The sequence below is a fragment of the Pseudonocardia sediminis genome, from assembly GCF_004217185.1.
Classification (GTDB): Bacteria; Actinomycetota; Actinomycetes; order Mycobacteriales; family Pseudonocardiaceae; genus Pseudonocardia; species Pseudonocardia sediminis.
This window is the reverse complement of the sequence record NZ_SHKL01000001.1, coordinates 1926503-1941827: the sequence shown is the minus strand read 5'-3', so window position 1 is coordinate 1941827 and position 15325 is coordinate 1926503. Positions and strand designations below refer to the sequence as shown.

The 15325-nt window shown below is 72.7% G+C and carries 18 protein-coding genes and 2 pseudogenes; 8 read left to right on the top strand and 12 right to left on the bottom strand.

Annotated elements, in window-relative coordinates; translation table 11 throughout:
- The first annotated feature begins 15 nt into the window (after positions 1 to 15).
- Positions 16 to 1251, top strand: coding sequence for an acyl-CoA dehydrogenase family protein (locus EV383_RS09185; protein ID WP_130289527.1), 1236 nt, complete (start codon positions 16 to 18; stop codon positions 1249 to 1251).
- Between the two features lie 8 nt (positions 1252 to 1259).
- On the opposite strand, the gene EV383_RS09180 is transcribed toward EV383_RS09185, so the two are convergent.
- Genes EV383_RS09180 through EV383_RS09160 form a run of 5 tightly spaced genes read right to left on the bottom strand, consistent with a single transcriptional unit; the run spans position 1260 to position 5830 of the window.
- The gene (locus EV383_RS09180; protein WP_130289526.1) at positions 1260 to 2057 is read right to left on the bottom strand and encodes an enoyl-CoA hydratase/isomerase family protein; all 798 of its coding nucleotides are present in this window, start codon (positions 2055 to 2057) and stop codon (positions 1260 to 1262) included.
- Positions 2054 to 2935: an SDR family NAD(P)-dependent oxidoreductase gene (locus tag EV383_RS09175; RefSeq protein WP_130289525.1), complete on the bottom strand. Its 882-nt coding sequence runs from the start codon at positions 2933 to 2935 to the stop codon at positions 2054 to 2056. The genes EV383_RS09180 and EV383_RS09175 overlap by 4 nt, the downstream gene beginning before the upstream one ends.
- On the bottom strand, positions 2932 to 3417 hold the full coding sequence (locus tag EV383_RS09170) for a nuclear transport factor 2 family protein (RefSeq protein ID WP_130289524.1): 486 nt from the start codon (positions 3415 to 3417) through the stop codon (positions 2932 to 2934). Before EV383_RS09170 ends, EV383_RS09175 begins: the two co-directional genes overlap by 4 nt.
- On the bottom strand, positions 3417 to 4172 hold the full coding sequence (locus tag EV383_RS09165; RefSeq protein ID WP_130289523.1) for an enoyl-CoA hydratase/isomerase family protein: 756 nt from the start codon (positions 4170 to 4172) through the stop codon (positions 3417 to 3419). Before EV383_RS09165 ends, EV383_RS09170 begins: the two co-directional genes overlap by 1 nt.
- On the bottom strand, positions 4169 to 5830 hold the full coding sequence (locus EV383_RS09160) for a class I adenylate-forming enzyme family protein (protein ID WP_130289522.1): 1662 nt from the start codon (positions 5828 to 5830) through the stop codon (positions 4169 to 4171). Before EV383_RS09160 ends, EV383_RS09165 begins: the two co-directional genes overlap by 4 nt.
- 153 nt (positions 5831 to 5983) lie before the next feature.
- Between EV383_RS09160 and EV383_RS09155 the strand changes: the two genes are divergently transcribed.
- Complete coding sequence (locus tag EV383_RS09155) at positions 5984 to 7132, top strand: TetR/AcrR family transcriptional regulator (protein ID WP_130289521.1); 1149 nt, start codon at positions 5984 to 5986, stop codon at positions 7130 to 7132.
- A gap of 85 nt (positions 7133 to 7217) precedes the next feature.
- On the opposite strand, the gene EV383_RS09150 is transcribed toward EV383_RS09155, so the two are convergent.
- A complete protein-coding gene (locus EV383_RS09150) occupies positions 7218 to 7994 on the bottom strand; it encodes an IclR family transcriptional regulator (RefSeq protein WP_130289520.1) in 777 nt (258 codons plus the stop codon).
- Between the two features lie 101 nt (positions 7995 to 8095).
- Between EV383_RS09150 and EV383_RS09145 the strand changes: the two genes are divergently transcribed.
- Together EV383_RS09145 and EV383_RS33050 are read left to right on the top strand one after the other, a co-directional pair.
- Entirely contained in the window at positions 8096 to 8638 is a 543-nt protein-coding gene (locus EV383_RS09145) for a quercetin 2,3-dioxygenase (RefSeq protein ID WP_130289519.1), read from the top strand.
- Positions 8619 to 9086: pseudogene (locus EV383_RS33050) on the top strand (alpha/beta hydrolase fold domain-containing protein); the annotation flags it as partial. The gene EV383_RS09145 and the pseudogene EV383_RS33050, both read left to right, overlap by 20 nt.
- A 132-nt stretch (positions 9087 to 9218) precedes the next feature.
- Here EV383_RS33050 and EV383_RS09135 read toward each other — a convergent pair.
- Positions 9219 to 9758 (bottom strand): annotated as a pseudogene (locus EV383_RS09135) (SDR family NAD(P)-dependent oxidoreductase); the annotation flags it as partial.
- 113 nt (positions 9759 to 9871) lie between these two features.
- Here EV383_RS09135 and EV383_RS09130 point away from each other — a divergent pair.
- The gene (locus tag EV383_RS09130; RefSeq protein WP_130289518.1) at positions 9872 to 10840 is read left to right on the top strand and encodes an IS481 family transposase; all 969 of its coding nucleotides are present in this window, start codon (positions 9872 to 9874) and stop codon (positions 10838 to 10840) included.
- Here the strand turns inward: EV383_RS09130 and EV383_RS32865 are convergent.
- Entirely contained in the window at positions 10748 to 10960 is a 213-nt protein-coding gene (locus EV383_RS32865) for an SDR family NAD(P)-dependent oxidoreductase (protein ID WP_207223471.1), read from the bottom strand. The genes EV383_RS09130 and EV383_RS32865 overlap by 93 nt on opposite strands.
- Positions 10961 to 11365: 405 nt before the next feature.
- Here EV383_RS32865 and EV383_RS32045 point away from each other — a divergent pair, with 405 nt between their 5' ends.
- On the top strand, positions 11366 to 11551 hold the full coding sequence (locus EV383_RS32045; protein WP_242622979.1) for a VOC family protein: 186 nt from the start codon (positions 11366 to 11368) through the stop codon (positions 11549 to 11551).
- 59 nt (positions 11552 to 11610) lie between these two features.
- On the opposite strand, the gene EV383_RS09115 is transcribed toward EV383_RS32045, so the two are convergent.
- Together EV383_RS09115 and EV383_RS09110 are read right to left on the bottom strand one after the other, a co-directional pair.
- Entirely contained in the window at positions 11611 to 11991 is a 381-nt protein-coding gene (locus EV383_RS09115) for a hypothetical protein (RefSeq protein WP_341273714.1), read from the bottom strand.
- Between the two features lie 290 nt (positions 11992 to 12281).
- A complete protein-coding gene (locus EV383_RS09110; RefSeq protein WP_130289516.1) occupies positions 12282 to 12590 on the bottom strand; it encodes a hypothetical protein in 309 nt (102 codons plus the stop codon).
- A 133-nt stretch (positions 12591 to 12723) separates the two neighbouring features.
- Here EV383_RS09110 and EV383_RS09105 point away from each other — a divergent pair, with 133 nt between their 5' ends.
- Positions 12724 to 13482, top strand: coding sequence for a DUF5995 family protein (locus EV383_RS09105; RefSeq protein ID WP_130289515.1), 759 nt, complete (start codon positions 12724 to 12726; stop codon positions 13480 to 13482).
- Between the two features lie 55 nt (positions 13483 to 13537).
- Here the strand turns inward: EV383_RS09105 and EV383_RS09100 are convergent, their stop codons facing one another.
- On the bottom strand, positions 13538 to 14392 hold the full coding sequence (locus tag EV383_RS09100; RefSeq protein ID WP_130289514.1) for an SDR family oxidoreductase: 855 nt from the start codon (positions 14390 to 14392) through the stop codon (positions 13538 to 13540).
- Positions 14393 to 14487: 95 nt separating this feature from the next.
- Between EV383_RS09100 and EV383_RS09095 the strand changes: the two genes are divergently transcribed.
- Complete coding sequence (locus EV383_RS09095) at positions 14488 to 14904, top strand: winged helix-turn-helix transcriptional regulator (RefSeq protein ID WP_242622978.1); 417 nt, start codon at positions 14488 to 14490, stop codon at positions 14902 to 14904.
- A 15-nt stretch (positions 14905 to 14919) separates the two neighbouring features.
- Here EV383_RS09095 and EV383_RS09090 read toward each other — a convergent pair whose 3' ends face one another.
- Positions 14920 to 15297, bottom strand: coding sequence for an ATP-binding protein (locus EV383_RS09090; protein ID WP_242623434.1), 378 nt, complete (start codon positions 15295 to 15297; stop codon positions 14920 to 14922).
- Positions 15298 to 15325 lie beyond the last annotated feature (28 nt).

The window sequence follows — 15325 nt, the reverse complement described above, 5'->3', positions numbered from 1 at the left end:
CCACGAGGAGCCCGCGTGACCGTCTCGTTCGACCTGTCCCCCGAGCAGGAGCAGCTCAAGCACGGTTCCCGCCAGTTCGCCGAGGCGCACCTGCGCGACCTCGCCGACGCGGTACGCGCCGAACCGGACCCGCTGCGCCGGGCACTGCTCGCCCGGCCGGCGTTCGAGAAGGCCGTCGAGGCCGGGTTCCTGAAGGGCTTCATCCCGGTCCCGTTCGGCGGCGCCGCCGGCAACGGCGTCGACGCGGCGATCCTGATCGAGGAGTGGGCCGCGCACAGCCCGGACTTCGTGATCTCCATGGCCGGGCCGCTGATCGCCCTGGCCCCGGTCTACGAGGCCGGCACGCCCGAGCAGATCGCGCGCTTCGTCGCACCGTTCCTGGCCGAGCGCGGCGCCCCCGTCGCGGCGATGGCCTACTCCGAGCCCGGTGGCTCGGCGAACTTCGACGCCGCTCCCCCGGCCGAGGGCACCCGCACCACCGCCGTCCCCGACGGCGACGAGTACGTGATCAACGGACGCAAGGCGTGGGCGTCACACCTGCCCGGCTGGGACGGCGACGGCCCGGACGTCATGACGATCGTCTGCCGCGCCCCCGGCGGCGTCTCGCTGGTCGTCGCCGAGCGCGAGCACCTCGCCGGGCACATCGAGGTCGAGGAGTACTACGACCTGCCCGGCCTGGCCGGCTGCATGACCGCCCGCGTCCGGCTCGTCGACGTGCGGGTGCCGAAGGCCAACCTCCTCGGCGAGGAGGGCCAGGGCGTCGCGCTGACCCGCAACGCGTTCGTCGGCAGCGGTGCGTCGATCGGCACGTTCGCGGTCGCGGCGATGCGCCAGGCGTTCGACATCGCCTTCCGGTTCGCCCGCACCGAGAAGCGCGGCGGCGACGTCGCGATCATCGAGCACCGGGCCGTCTCCGACGTCCTCGCCGACGCCAAGGGCAGGATCGAGGCCGTCCGGCTGCTGTCCTGGCGGGCCCTCGACGCGGCGCTGTCGCAGCACCCGGCCGGGCTGGAGATGGCACTGCACGCCAAGATCTTCGGCTCCGAGACCGGCGTCGAGGTGATCAACGACCTGATCAAGCTGGTCGGGGTCGAGGCCTACGACCGCAACTTCCCGATCCTGCGTCACCTGCACGAGGCGCTCGCCTACCCCGTCATCGAGGGCAGCAACATCGGCGTCCGCCGCCGTCAGCTCCACGACCTGTTCCGCACCGGGGGCTACGACCCGCTCTCCGCCTCGGGGATGGCCTGACGCCCGGCTCAGGACTCCGCGTTCAGGCGCTCGGTCGCCCTGCTGGTGCCCGAACGCAGGTGCTCGAGGCCCTCGGCGATGCGACGGGTGAAGATCTCCCGGCCGAGGAGGTCGCGGGTCACGCGCAGCTCGTAGGCGGTGGCGCCGACGTGGTCCATGTTCGACGCCCGCAGCGCCACCTCCTTGAGCACGGTGGTCAGCTCGGACCCGTGCTCGGCGATCTGCCCGGCCAGGCGCAGCGCACTCTCGCGCAGCGTCCCGACCGGGACGACCTCGTCGGCCAGCCCGCAGCGAACGGCCTCGTGGGCGTCGATCGGGTCGCCGGTGAAGAACATCCGCCGGGCGCGCTGGGTGTTCGTCTTGGCCAGCATGCCGTGGTAGAAGCCGTTCATCGCGTACTTGACCTGCGTCGACCCGAACGCGGCGTTCTCCGAGGCGATCGTGATGTCGCACATGTTGGCCAGGTCCATGCCGTAGCCGGGCGCGACGCCGGCGACCGCGGCGACGGTGGGCTTGCGGAAGTCGTAGATGGTGACCATCAGCTTGTGCGCGAGGTCGGTGAAGCGGGTGCGCTCCTCGCCGGAGGTCCCCTGCAGGACGTCGAGCGCCCAGCCGGAGCAGAAGTAGTCCTCGTTGCCGATCATCAGCACGGCGGCGACGTCGTCGTCGTAGGCCCACGCCTCGAACGCGGCGATGATCTGCTCGTGCAGCTCCCAGCCCAGCGCGTTGCGCTTGCGGGGGTGGTCGAGCTGCATGATCCCGACCCCGTTCTCGACGGAGGTGATCAGGTACTGCGGTGCGGTCATGGTGTTCCTCCGGAGGATGCGGCCGCGCAGGCCGCGGCGAGGGAGTCGGCCGTGGTGCGCGGGTGGTCGGCGGTGCGGTCGAAGCGGGCGATGTCGGGCCAGCGGGCGGCGACGGATCCCGGGCTGAGCTCGCCGGCCGGGAACCGGACGCCGGCGGAACGCTCCCAGCGCAGCAGCGACGCCCACCCGCCACCGGTCTCGACGACCTCCCCGGTCAGCGGGCAGGACGGGTGCGCCAGGGCGAGCACCACCGGCGAGACGGCCTCCGGGGCGAGAGTGGACGGCGGGCCGTCGCCGAAGACGTCGCGGGTCATGTCGGTCAGCGCCATCGGGGCGACGGCGTTGACGCGCACACCCTTGCGCTCGCCCTCGATCGCCAGCGACTTCGCCAGCCCGATCACCCCGGCCTTGGCCGCGGCGTAGCCGGCCTGGCCGAAGTTGCCGTGCAGGCCCGCCCCGGAGGTGGTGAGCACGATCGCGCCGGAACCCTGCCCGGTCAGGTGCGGCCACACCGCGGCGCAGGCGGCGTAGGCGCCACCGAGGTGGACGTCGAGGACCTCGGCCCAGTCCTCGGGCGTCGTCCTGGCGAACGACCGGTCACGGGTGATCCCGGCGTTGCACAGGAGGGCGTCGAGCCGCCCGAACTCCCGCAGCGCCACCGACGCGAGCACCTCCCCGTCGCGCGCGTCCGCGACCGCGGCGACGGCCTCACCGCCCGCCGCGCGGATCGCGGTGACGACCCCGCCGGCCGCATCGGACCGCCGGGCGTGCACGACCACCCGTGCCCCGGCCGCGCCGAGGTCGAGCGCGTAGCGCCGCCCCAGCCCGCGCCCGGCACCGGTGACGATCACGACCTGGCCGGTGAAGTCCAGGGTCACCGCTTCGCCAGCGACATCACGTACCCGCTCCCGGTCCGGGACCCGCGCGGCGGGATCGCGCCGAGCTGCTCGAGCATGCCGACGATGTCGTAGGCGCCGAGGTAGTGCGAGAGCTTCCCGTCGCGGAAGGCGAGGAAGATGTCGCAGCCGTGCGAGCGGAACCGGCGGTCGGTGCCGAAGGCGGCCGGGGCGCCGCCGGTCTGCTCGAACAGCACCAGGCCGCGGGTGGAGTCGGGGCTGAAGAACCGCTCGATCTCGGTCCACTCGACGTCCGGCATCGCCTGCCAGATCTTGTCCATGTAGGCGCGCAGGTCGCCCCGGCCGTGGATCACCTCGGGCCAGAACACCCGGTCGTCCCAGGTGATGTCGTCGGCGAGCAGCGCGAAGACCTGCTCGGTGTCGTGCGAGTTCCAGGCCGCCAGCCAGCGGTCGGCGAAGTCCTGCAGGAACGCGGTGGTCTGGACGGGACGGAGGTCGGTCATCACTTGTCCTTGATGCGGCGGTAGGCCTCGGTGATCCGCTCCACGACGTCCGGATGCCAGATCACCTCGCGGTAGGCGAGCGTCTCGTAGGTCAGGGCGCTGATCGGGTCCATCGCCGGCGAGCGACGCGCCATCTCCTTGTTGTTGACCGCCGACCGGGTGCCGGTCCCGGCGATCGACGTCGCGAGCGCCGTCGCCGCGTCGACCACGCCGTTCTCGGCGGAGAGCCGGTCGACCAGCCCGATCCGCAGCGCCTCGTCGGCGTCGATCCGGTCGCCGGAGAACGTCAGCAGCTTCGCCTGGCTCAGCCCGACGATCTTCCACAGCGGCGAGAAGTACGGGGTCAGACCGAACTTGATCTGCGCGTACCCGAGCACCGCGTTCGGTGCGGCGATCCGGATGTCGGCGAACACCGCGATGTCGAGTCCGCCGCCCAGGGCCGGGCCGCCGACGGCGGCGATCGTCGGCTTGCGGTAGTCGAGCAGGGCGCCGTAGGCGCGCAGGCACGCCTCGGAGTAGACCGCGCGGGTCTCCTCGGTGAACCCGGACTGCAGGTCCAGGTCCAGCCCGGCGCAGAACATGTCCTCGCCGCCGGTGATCACGACCGCGGCGACGGCGTCGTCGTGGGCCCAGGCGTCGAGGGCGTCGGACAGGTCGGTCAGCATCGCGACGCTCAGGGCGTTGCGCCGGTCCGGGCGGTCGAAGGTGATCGTGCCGACGCCCTCGTGCACCGTCGTGGTGATGTTCTCGCTCATGCGCTGGACCTCTCGTTCGTGCGGGTGGGCGCGGTGTCCCAGGACTCGATGTCGTCGAGCGCGGCGAGGCGGTGCTTCTGGATCTTGCCGCTGGCCGTCGCGGGGATCTCGGCGACGACGTGCCACTGCGTGGGGATCTTCTGTTTCGCGAGGCCGCGGGTGTGCAGGTGCTCGACGAGCGGTTCCGCGCCCCCGGCGCGGGTGGCGTCGTCGAGGACGACCCACGCGCCGACGGCCTCGCCGAGACGCTCCTCGGCGACGGCGGTGACGGCGACGCGGGCGACGCCGGGGTGGGAGGCGATCGCCATCTCGATATCCATCGTGGAGAACTTCTCGCCGCCGCGGTTCACGATGTCCTTCGTCCGCCCGACCATCTGGACCCAGCCGTCGGCGTCCACGCGGCCGGCGTCGCCGGGATAGAACCAGCCGTCGGCGTCGATCTGCTCGGCCGTCAGCGCCGGGTCGGTGTAGCCGGTGAGCATCTGCGGGCCGCGGATCCGGAACTGCCCGACCGTGCCGGGCGGGACGAGGTTGCGCTCGTCGTCGACGACCTGGATCTCCATCCCCCGCAGCAGCCGCCCGTCCCACGCCCTACGCCGTTCGAGGGGGTCACGCGACGACGCGGCGGCGCACACCCCGGCCGTCTCGGTCATGCCGTAGGCGCGGGCGACCTGCAGCCCGACCGCCGACGCCCGGTCGATCAGCTCGGGTGCGACCGCGGCACCGGCCGCGGCGTAGATGCCGAGGCGGTGCTCGCCGGGCGGGGCGGTCTCGTAGCGCGCCACCATGTCGGCGAGGAACACGGTCGCGCCCATCATCAGCGTGACCTTCTCGTCCTCGATCACCTGCATCGCCTCGTCCGGGCGCCAGCCGGGCATGATCACCGACCGGCCGCCGAGGAAGGCCGGGAACACCACGGCCGCGACGAACCCGCCGAGGTGCGACAACGGCGTCGCGGCCAGGGTGACGGTGTCCTCGCCCGCTCCGAGGATGTCCTTGAAGTTGACCATGTGCGCGAACACGGCACGGGCGCTGAGCAGCGCGCCCTTCGGCGCGGACGTCGTGCCGGAGGTGTAGAGCAGCAGCGCCGGCTCGTCGGGTGTGCCCGGCTCCGGCAGCGCGACGTCGGTGTCGGCCGCCTCCGGGACCGCGTCCCACCCGGGCCGCTCGCCGCCGACGACGTAGCGCACGAGCGGGCGCTGCCCGAGCTCGTCGAGCAGGGTGTCGATCTCCTCGGCCGGGGCGCGGTCGCCCATCGCGGCCACGGAGCAGACGACCGCGGGACGGGCGTCGGCGAGGATCTGGCGCATCTCGTGCTGCCGGTAGATCGGCACGACCGGGACGTCGACCGCCCCCGCGCGGAACGCCGCGACCTGCAGGACGAGTGCCTCCAGGCAGTTCGGGAGCTGGACCAGCACCCGGTCGCCGCGCCGCACGCCGCGGGTGACCAGGTCGGCCGCGACGGCGCGCGTCCAGCGGTCGAACTCGCCGTAGGACACGCGCCGGCCCTCGAACAGGAACAGCTCCCGGTCCGGGTGCCGGGCGGCGGCGCCGGGCACGAGCCCGGCCAGGGTGTCGTCGGTCCACAGTCCGGTGGCGCGGTAGCCGGCCCGGCGATAGAGCGTCGCCGGGTCGTGGGTACTCGGGTCCGTCGTCATCGACCAGCTCCCGGGGTTCGGAGGTCACCGGTGGTTCCGTCCCCCGGCGCGCCGTGACAGTATCTAGTGAATATTCACTAGGCAAGATGTTCCTGCCGCGGTCCGGCGGATACGGTGATCGTCGGCGGTTGGTCGGCGAGGGTTGGGGTGACGATGCGGAGCACCGGTTCGACCGGGCGCGAACGCACCCGCAAGCCCGCAGACGAGCGACGCCGCGAGCTCGCCGAGGCCGCCGCCGCGCACTTCCACCGGCTCGGCTTCCACGGCGTCTCGCTCGCCGACGTCGCGGCCGGGGTCGGCGTCACCGCACCGGCGGTCTACCGGCACTACCGCAACAAGAACGCCCTGCTCGACGGCGCGATCACCACCGGGCTCGACCACGTCGACGCCGCACTGTCCGACGCCCGGTCCCTGGCCGAGGCACTGGACCGCCTGGCCGAGGCCGCCTTGCGCCGCCGCGACGTCTGGGTGCTGCTGCAGCGCGAGATGCGCCACCTCGACGACGACGAGCGCGCCCCCGCGCTGGCCCGCTTCCGTGCCCTGGCCGCGGCGTTCGCCGGGCACGTCGCGGCCGCCCGCCCCGACCTCGACGACGGCCGGGTGCAGGTCCTGTCCACGGCCGCGTTCGCGGTGCTCGCGAGCCCGTCGACGCACCCGGTACCGCTGGCGCACGAGCGCTACCGCGACGCGCTGGTGCGGGCGTCCGCCGCGGTGTGCGCGGCCGATCTCGAGATCTCCGCCCCGCCCGGGCCCGTCCCCCGGCCCGTGCCCGCCACCGAGCCCGGCCGTGGCGACCAGCTGCTCGACACCGCGATCGGGCTGTTCCACCGGCACGGCTACGCCGCGGTCAGCGTCGACGACATCGGGGCCGCGGCGGGCATGGCCGGGCCGAGCATCTACCACCACTTCCCCACCAAGTCCGGGATGCTCGTCGCCGCCTACCGGCGCGCGCACTCCCGGCTCCCGGACGCCGGTGACATCGACACCCTGCTGCGCGACTACACCGCCCTCGCCGCCGCGGAGCGCGAGCTCTTCGGGGTCTACGCGACCGAGGACATCAACCTGCCCGCGGACGCCCGCCGGGAGAACGACGCCGCCGTCCGCACCGACGTCGCCCGCTGGTCGGCGGCACTGCAGGAGCGCCGCCCCGGCCTCGACGGGGTCCACACCGCGCTGCTCGTGCACGCCGCACACCAGATCGTGCATGACGTCGTCCGCGTCGGGCGCCTGCACACCCGCCCCGGCATCACCGCCGAGACCGTCGCCGCCGCCCGCGCGGTCCTGGACACCGACCTGACGTGACCCGCCGACGCTCCCGCCCGCCACGACCGCGGCCTTCGTCGCGCGTGACGCCACGAGAGTCACGGTCGTTCACGGGGAGCGGCGCCTACGGTCGCGGGTTCCCCATCCCGCGGGAGATCGCGCGGGCCGCGGCGCGGACGACCTGCTCGTAGGCCTGCGGGTTCGCCTCCCGCGCCGGGACGACGACCGAGACGGCCGCGGTGACCGCACCGGTGTGGTCGTGGACCGGCGCCGCGACCGAGGACACCGGCACCGGCCGGTCCCGGTCGAACACCGCCACACCCAGGCGGTGCACCTGCGCGAGCCGGAGCCGCAGGGTGTCCGCCGCGGGCGGGCCGAGCCGGTCGAGCTGCTCGTCGCGGACGTCCGCCTCCGCCCCGGCGAGGAGCACGAGCCCGACGCCGGTGTCGTGCAGCGGCATCCGGCCGCCGACCCGGTAGTCGATCTCGACCGCGCCGTGCGTGGACAGGCGCTCGACGAGCAGGGCCTCGCCGCCGTCGCGGACCGCGAGCAGGACGTGCTGGCGCGAGACCTCGTGCAGGTCCTCCAGGTAGGGCAGGGCCACCTCGCGCAGGCCGTGGCTGCGCGGGGCCAGCGACGCCACCTCGAACAGCCGCAGCCCGACCACGTACCGGCCGGTGCCGTCGCGTTCCAGGGCGCCCCACTCGACGAGCCGCGCCACCAGCCGCGCGACCGTGCTGCGTGGCATCCCGGTGCGCCGGCTCAGCTCCGCCGGGCCGAGCACGCGGTGCCCGGAGTCGAACGCGGCGAGCACGGACAGGGCGCGGGTGACCACCGGGTCTCCGCTCGGCGGACGCCGCCCACGGCGAGGCGGGTCGCCGGGTCCCACGGGCGCGTCCATGGCGGGGAGTCTGGCAGGCCCACTCAATGGACCACCGGCTGACACGGGCACCCGGGCGGACCATCCTGGGCGGGACCGCCCGTCGTCACCGGAGGACCACCATGACCGCAGAGTTCGCCACCCCCGGCGGCTCGCACTTCGCACTGCCCGGCAAGCCGGTCCCCTACTTCCTCTCCGCCGGGGAGGGCGAGCGCAGCCACCTGTTCGACCAGCTGTTCACGGTGCTGCTCAGCGGCGACGAGACCGACGGCCAGTTCGGCGTGTTCACCATGGAGGCCCCGCAGGGCGAGGCGATCCCGGTGCACTCGCACGCCGACGTCCACGAGATCTTCTTCGTGCTCGACGGCAAGGTCCGCGTGATCGTCGAGGACGCCGACGGACAGCGTCTCGACAGGCTGCTCACCCCCGGCGACTTCGGCTACGTCCCGGCCGGGCGCAGGCACACGTTCCGGGTCGAGTCGCACCGGGCGAAGGCGCTCGGGGTGAACACCGGCGGGTTCGAACGGTTCTTCTCCGCCGCCGGGGAGCGCACCGACTCCCGGGTCCCGCCGATCCCGCCCGTCGTCCCGGCCCCGGAGCGGCTCGGCGCCGCGGCGCGCGAGTACCGCAACGAGTTCCACTTCGATGTCCGCCTCGCCGACTAACGTCGTCCCGGCCGGGCCCGGCCCGGCACCGGTGCCCGCGCCCTCGACCGCGGACGACGGCTCCCGGACCTGGCGGGCCGTCGAGTACGCGGTCGTCCCGGGTCACCGCCCGCTCCTGCTGGACCTGCACCGGCCCGCGACCACCGGCCCGGTCCCGCTGGTGCTGTTCCTGCACGGCGGCGGCTGGCGCCTCGGCTCCCGCGGCTCGTTCGGGCCCGCCTACGCCGGGTGGGACCCGTCGCCGTTCGCGCGGCTGACCGCCGCCGGGCTCGCCGTCGCCTCGGTCGACTACCGGCTCAGCGGGGAGTCGACGTTCCCCGCGCAGCTCGACGACGTCGCCGCGGCGCTGTCCTGGCTGCACGAGGCGGCCGGGGAGTTCGGCCTCGACGCCGGTCGCACCGCGCTGTGGGGCGAGTCGGCGGGCGGGCACTTGGCGGCCCTGCTCGGGCTGACCTCGGCCGGCGTCGCGGAGGTGCCGGAACGGGCGCCGACCACCTGTGGCGCGACGACCCGCAGGCCGCCCGGGACGCTTTCGACCGCTCGCTCGCGTTCGTCCTCGAGCGACTCGGATAGGCCGGACTCAGGCGTCGAGGTCCTCGGCGAACGTGCGGAAGCCCTTCCGGTCGCGGTGCAGGCCCCACAGCGTCTCGGCGAGGACCTCCGGGTCCTTTCGCGGGTGACCGGGTTCGATCGCGCCGGGGATGATCAGCTGCGCGACGTGCACGCCGTCGGCGGCGACCTCGTCGTGCAGGATCTGCGCGTAGGCGGCCTGGCCGGCGAACGCGATCGACGTCCCGGTCACGCGCCCGGCCGGACGCACGGCGCTGCCGCCGTTGACGAACAGGATCGTCCCGGTGCCCAGGAACCGCATCCCCGGCAGCACCTGGTGCACGGCGGCGACCGGCCCGTAGATCGAGAACTCGACGGGGCCGACGAGATCGGCCGGCGTCGTCTCCAGCACCGGTCGCATGAAGTTCTTCTGCGGGATCGGGCTGTACTGCAGCACCTCGATCGGGCCGACGGTCTCGGCCACGGTCTCCAGCGTCGCGGTGAGCTCGTCCGGACGGCGGACGTCCGCGGCGAACCCGTGCGCGGAGACCCCCTCGGCACCGAGGTCCGCGGCTAGGTGTAGTGCCCATGACCGTTGTTGACGGCGTGGCGGCTTGAAACCAGGGAGACCTCCGGGCGAGGTGTGAGTTGTCGACGCTCATACCCAGCCACCCGGAGGTCTCCGTGGCCCACCGTAATGCCCGTCTGACCGTGCACGGACGCACCGTTCTGATCGAGCGTGTCCTGTCCGGGCGCCCGGTCGCCCACGTCGCCGCCGAGCTCGGGATCTCCCGCGCCACCGGCTACAAGTGGTGGGCCCGCTACCGCGCCGAAGGCCCGACCGGACTGATCGACCGGCCCAGCCACGCCCACCACATCCCGTCGCGGACCACCCCCGAGGCCGAAGCCCGAGTCCTGGCCCTGCGTCGCGAACGCAAACTGGGCCCGCACCGGATCGCGCCCCTGACCGGGCTACCGGCCTCGACCGTGCACGCCGTCCTGGTCCGGCACGGGCTATCGCGCCTGGCCTGGATGGACCGCCCCACCGGGCAACTCATCCGCCGCTACGAACGCGACCGCCCCGGCGAACTCGTCCACGTCGACGTCAAGAAACTCGGCCGGCTCCGCGACGGAGGCGGCTGGCGAGCCCACGGGCGCGACAGCATCGAACACCGCCGAGCCCGCTACGGAACCCGGGTCGGCTACGACTACATCCACGCCGCGATCGACGACCACACCCGCCTGGCCTACGCCGAGATCCATCCCGACGAACAAGCCACCACCTGCGCCGCGTTCCTGCGCCGCGCCACCACCTTCTTCCACGACCACGGCATCACCCACATCGAACGGGTCATGACCGACAACGCCCTGGCCTACCGCCGCTCGAGGGCCTGGCGCGAAGCACTCGCCGAGATCGGTGCACAGGCCCGGTTCACCCGCCGCTACCGACCCCAGACCAACGGCAAAGCCGAGCGGTTCAACCGGACCCTGGCCGAGGAATGGGCCTACCAACGACCCTTCACCAGCAACGACGACCGCGCCGCGGCACTACCGACCTGGCTACACACCTACAACCACCACCGCTGCCACACCGCCATCGGCGGCAACCCACCCATCACCCGCGTCAACAACGCTGCTGGGAGTTACAGCTAGGGCCTGCGCCCTCGCCTCGTTGCGCGAGATCAGCGCGACGTCGAACCCCTCGCGTCCGAACCGTCGTGCGACGGCGGCCCCGAGACCGCGCCCTGCTCCGATGACGGCGAGTGTCGTCATGACAGCACCTCCCTCTCCTCAGACCCTGTGCCCGTTCCCGATCATCCGTACGCATCCGGGGGGGTGACCGGCCCCGGCGCGGAGCCGATCGGCGAGGGAGAGCAGGTCGTACACAGCTCGTGCGGGGAGTCGACGACGAACGGCCGCAAGCGCACCTCGACCAGCCCGTCCAGGACCCGCCCGGTCGGGTCGAACCCGGCGGGCACGTCGAACGGCCGAGCAGCACGGCGGGCGCCTCGTCGTCGGTCAGCATCAGCGGCATTCCGGTAGCCGGGAGCGAGGCGATGACCGCCGTACCGGCCACGCTCGCGATCGGCCACCCCCGCACCGTCGGGGTGTTCGCGCCCGGAGCGGGCACGGGCCGGGGAGAACCGTTCGGTCGTCGTGGAGTTCCTCGTCGACGACGTGGACGAGACACACGCCCGCCTCGCCGGGGGGACCGACGTCGTCACGTCACCGACGACGATGCCGTGGGGCAATCGCTCGCTGATCGTCCGCGACCCCGACGGCACGCTCGTCAACTTCTTCACACCGGTCACGCCCGGCGCGGTGGCGAAGTTCGCACACCTCACCCGACGAACCGTTTCCTGACGCGAACGGGCCCCGGAATCCGCAGATCCCGGGGCCCGTTCGTGAGCAGAGGAAACCGATCAGCCGATCGAGTCGCCCGCACCCGAGGTCTGGCCGCAGTTGTCGGGCTGCGCGGTGACCGAGTCGCCGCTCTTGGCCTTGGCCTCGCCCAGGATGCCGAGCGCGCCGGTCAGGCCGTTGCCCGCGGCGGCGTCCTCGACCGGGACCTGCACGCCGGCGACGTTGACCGGGACGTTGTTGTTGCAGATCTGGATCGGGACGTTGACGTTGTTCCCGCTCAGGCCGCTGAGCAGCGCGCCCTTCGAGTCCTTGTCGATGACGTTCCCGGCGCCGTGGTGGCCGCCCTTGTCCGCGTGGCCACCCTCGCCCGCGAACGCGAGCGGGCTGACCGCCAGCAGGGACGCGAGGGCGCCGACGGCGACGATTCCGGCCTTCTTCATCACAGTGGATCTCCTGGGGGTCGCGAGTCCACCCGAAGGGGCCTCGTCCGTGACGGCACAATGGAAGGGGAGCCCGTGCCGACTGCGGACGAATTTATCCAGAACCGGGACCGCCGCCAAATCATCTACCACCATCGGGCGACGACATCACTATGCGTGAGGTTACGCCCCGATCGGGGGTTCTTCTCACTTATCACGAATTGCGGTGAATGGCCGTCACGCCGAATCGTAAAGGAATTCGGACTTCCCGGCACGTCCACGGAGAATCCGCGCGATCCCCGGCGCGGTCGTCAGGGGCGACCGGCACCCACGCGGCTCACGAGGTCGTCGGCGTTGTGGATCGACCAGCGACCACGGCGGGCCGCAACCGAACGCGGGTCCGGCCGTGGCACGTCGTCACAGGACGCGGGGATCTCACGGCTCACCACCTTCTGGGCGACGACGGCCAGGGACCCGTCGCCGAGGGCGCGTTCGTGCAGCCGCTCGAAGGCGTCCGCGCAGCTCAGGTCGAGCTCGGCCGCGATCATCCCGGTCGCCAGATGGACCGCGGGCGGCTCCCGGAGCTGGTCCTCGGTCAGGGACGGGGCGTGCTGGGGCATGGCTGACCCTCCGCGTGCTCGGTGGTGGTCGGGCAACGTGGGAAGACATTCGTATCCCGGCATGCGAACGGTTCGACCGGTAACGCCCGGTCCGACGGAGGCGAGGTCGTGGCGGGCGACGAAGGGCACCGCGATGGCGCACGACCTCAGCGATTTCGACGACGTCTCGTCGCTGCAGGACGTCGTCGACGTCCTCACCGTGATCCGCGACCGTTCGGCGGCGGACATCGAACGGCCGCAGCGGGACGGGATCTCCTGCTTCTCGCGGCTCTACCGACTCATCACGATCAACGTGCTGGAGACCGTCGCCGGGGAGAAGGACCGCACCTTCCGCGACCCGGACTTCCTCACCCTGCTGGACCTGGAGTTCGCCCGCCGCTACCTGGCGGCCATCCGTTCCTACGAGGGCCGCGACCTCAATCCCCCGACCTGCTGGAACGTCCTGTTCGACCGCCGGCGCGACGACGTCGAGCACGCCAACTTCGCCGCCGCCGGCGTCAACGCCCACGTCAACTTCGACCTGGCCTTCGCCCTGCTCGAGACGTGGAAGACCTACCCACCGACGCCCGACCGCCGGGCCGACTACGACCAGGTCAACGAGATCTTCGCCGAGGAGATGGACCTGCTCCGCGAGGACTTCGACGCCTTCCTCGCCGACGGCGACGACGGGGGCCCGGTGGACACGTTCGGCAACAGGGCGTCGAACCTGCTGGTCCGAGTGACCCGGAACCTGGCCTGGAAGGCCGCGGAACGCGTGTGGGAGCACTACGACCCCGACCTCGACGGTGGTGGCCCCGCCTACCGGGAGGCCTACGACGAGGAGCACGAACGCCTCGACGAGACCGCCCACCTCCTGGGCTGGATGATCCTGATGGCGCCGCGCCTCCCCTGACCCCGCCTCAGGCGGCCTGCAGGGACCGTCTCGACGGTCCCTGCAGGTCCGGGACTCAGACGGCGGCGCGGACCGCGTCGGCGAGCAGGGTCGCCGGGCGGCCGATCAACCGGGTGAGGTCGGCGTCGGAGGCGTCGAGGTCACCGCGGGCGGTGGCCTCGTCCAGGGCGGCGACGAAACCGGCCGTGCCCTCGTCCAGGCCGGCGCCCTGAAGGATCCCCACGAGCTCGGCGACGGTGACGTCGGAGTAGACGACCTCGGTACCGGTCGCCGCGGCGATCTCGGCGGCGAGCTCCTTGAGCGTGAACGGCGCACCGGCCAGCTCGTAGACCGCACCGGCGTGCCCGTCGCCGACCAGGGCCTCGACGGCCGCGGCGGCGTAGTCGGCCCGGGTGGCGGCGGCGACGCGCCCGTCCCCGGCGGCCCCGACGATCACTCCGCGGGAGAGGTACTCGCCGATCCGCCCGGTGTAGTTCTCGGTGTACCAGCCGTTGCGCAGGATCGTGAACGGGATCCCCGACGCGCGCAGCAGCTCCTCGGTGGCCTTGTGCTCGGGCGCGAGGACCAGCGGCGTGGTGTCGGCGCGCAGGACGGAGGTGTAGACGATCCGCCCGACCCCCGCGGCGACGGCGGCGTCGATCACCGCCCCGTGCTGGGCGACGCGCTGCCCGACCTCGCTGCCGGAGACCAGCAGCAGCACGTCGACGCCGGCCAGCGCCGCCGGCAGCGTCTCGGGGCGCGAGTAGTCGCCCTCCCGGACGGTCGCGCCGCGGGTGACGAGGGCCTCGGCCTTCGACGGCGTCCGCACGACGGCGACGACGTCCGCGGCCGGGACGCCGCGCTCGATCAGGTTCTCCACGACGAGGGCACCGAGGTGTCCGGTGGCTCCGGTGACGGCGTAGGTGGTCATGACGCGCTCCCCTGCTTCGACCTTGCTGGTTGCTGTCGGATAGCACTAACTATTACACAGCGCTTTGTGTTTCGTGGGTGCGGTACCGTGAGAGCGTGAGCACAGCACCGATCGGACCGGCCGCGGACGCCTGTGGCGACGTGACGGACGAGTGGGTCGCCTCGGTGTTCGCGCGCGACTGCCCGTCCCGGGCGACGCTGGAGGACGTCGGCAGCAAGTGGGGCATCCTGGCGCTGCTCGCGCTGCGCGAGAGCGACTTCCGGTTCAACGCGCTGCGCCGTCGTGTCGAGGGCGTCAGCGAGAAGATGCTGTCCCAGACGCTGCAGACCCTGGAGCGCGACGGCCTGGTGCTGCGCGAGGTGCACACGACGATCCCGCCCCGCGTCGAGTACTCCCTGACCGGGCTCGGCCAGCAGGTCGCGGACCGCCTGCACGGGCTGACCGAGCTGCTGGAGTCGTCGGTGGCCCGGGTGACCGAGGCCCGCCGGGCCTACGACGCCCGACGGGACTGACCCTCCGCACCGTTCTCAGACCGGTACGCCGGCCAGGCCCATCTCGGCGACGACGGTCTTGCCCTCGGGGCCGATCTCGTAGCTCCACACCGTCGCCAGACGGTCGACCATCTGCAGTCCCCGTCCTCGCATCGCGCCGGGATCGTGGGGCCGGAGGACCGGCTGCTCCCTCGACCCGTCGGTGACCTCGATCCGCAGACGGTCGGCGAGCAGCGAGACGGCGATCCGGAACGGCGTCCGGGCGTGCTCGATCGCGTTGCTCGCCAGCTCGTTCGCGACCAGCACCGCCGACTCGACCGTCTCCACGTCGAGGTGCATCTCGGACAGGAACGCGGTCACGTCGCGCCGGACGAGCCCGCAGGAGCCCGGCACCGGCTCGTAGGCACGGCACATGTCGCTCACGCCCCTCCCCGGTGGCTCG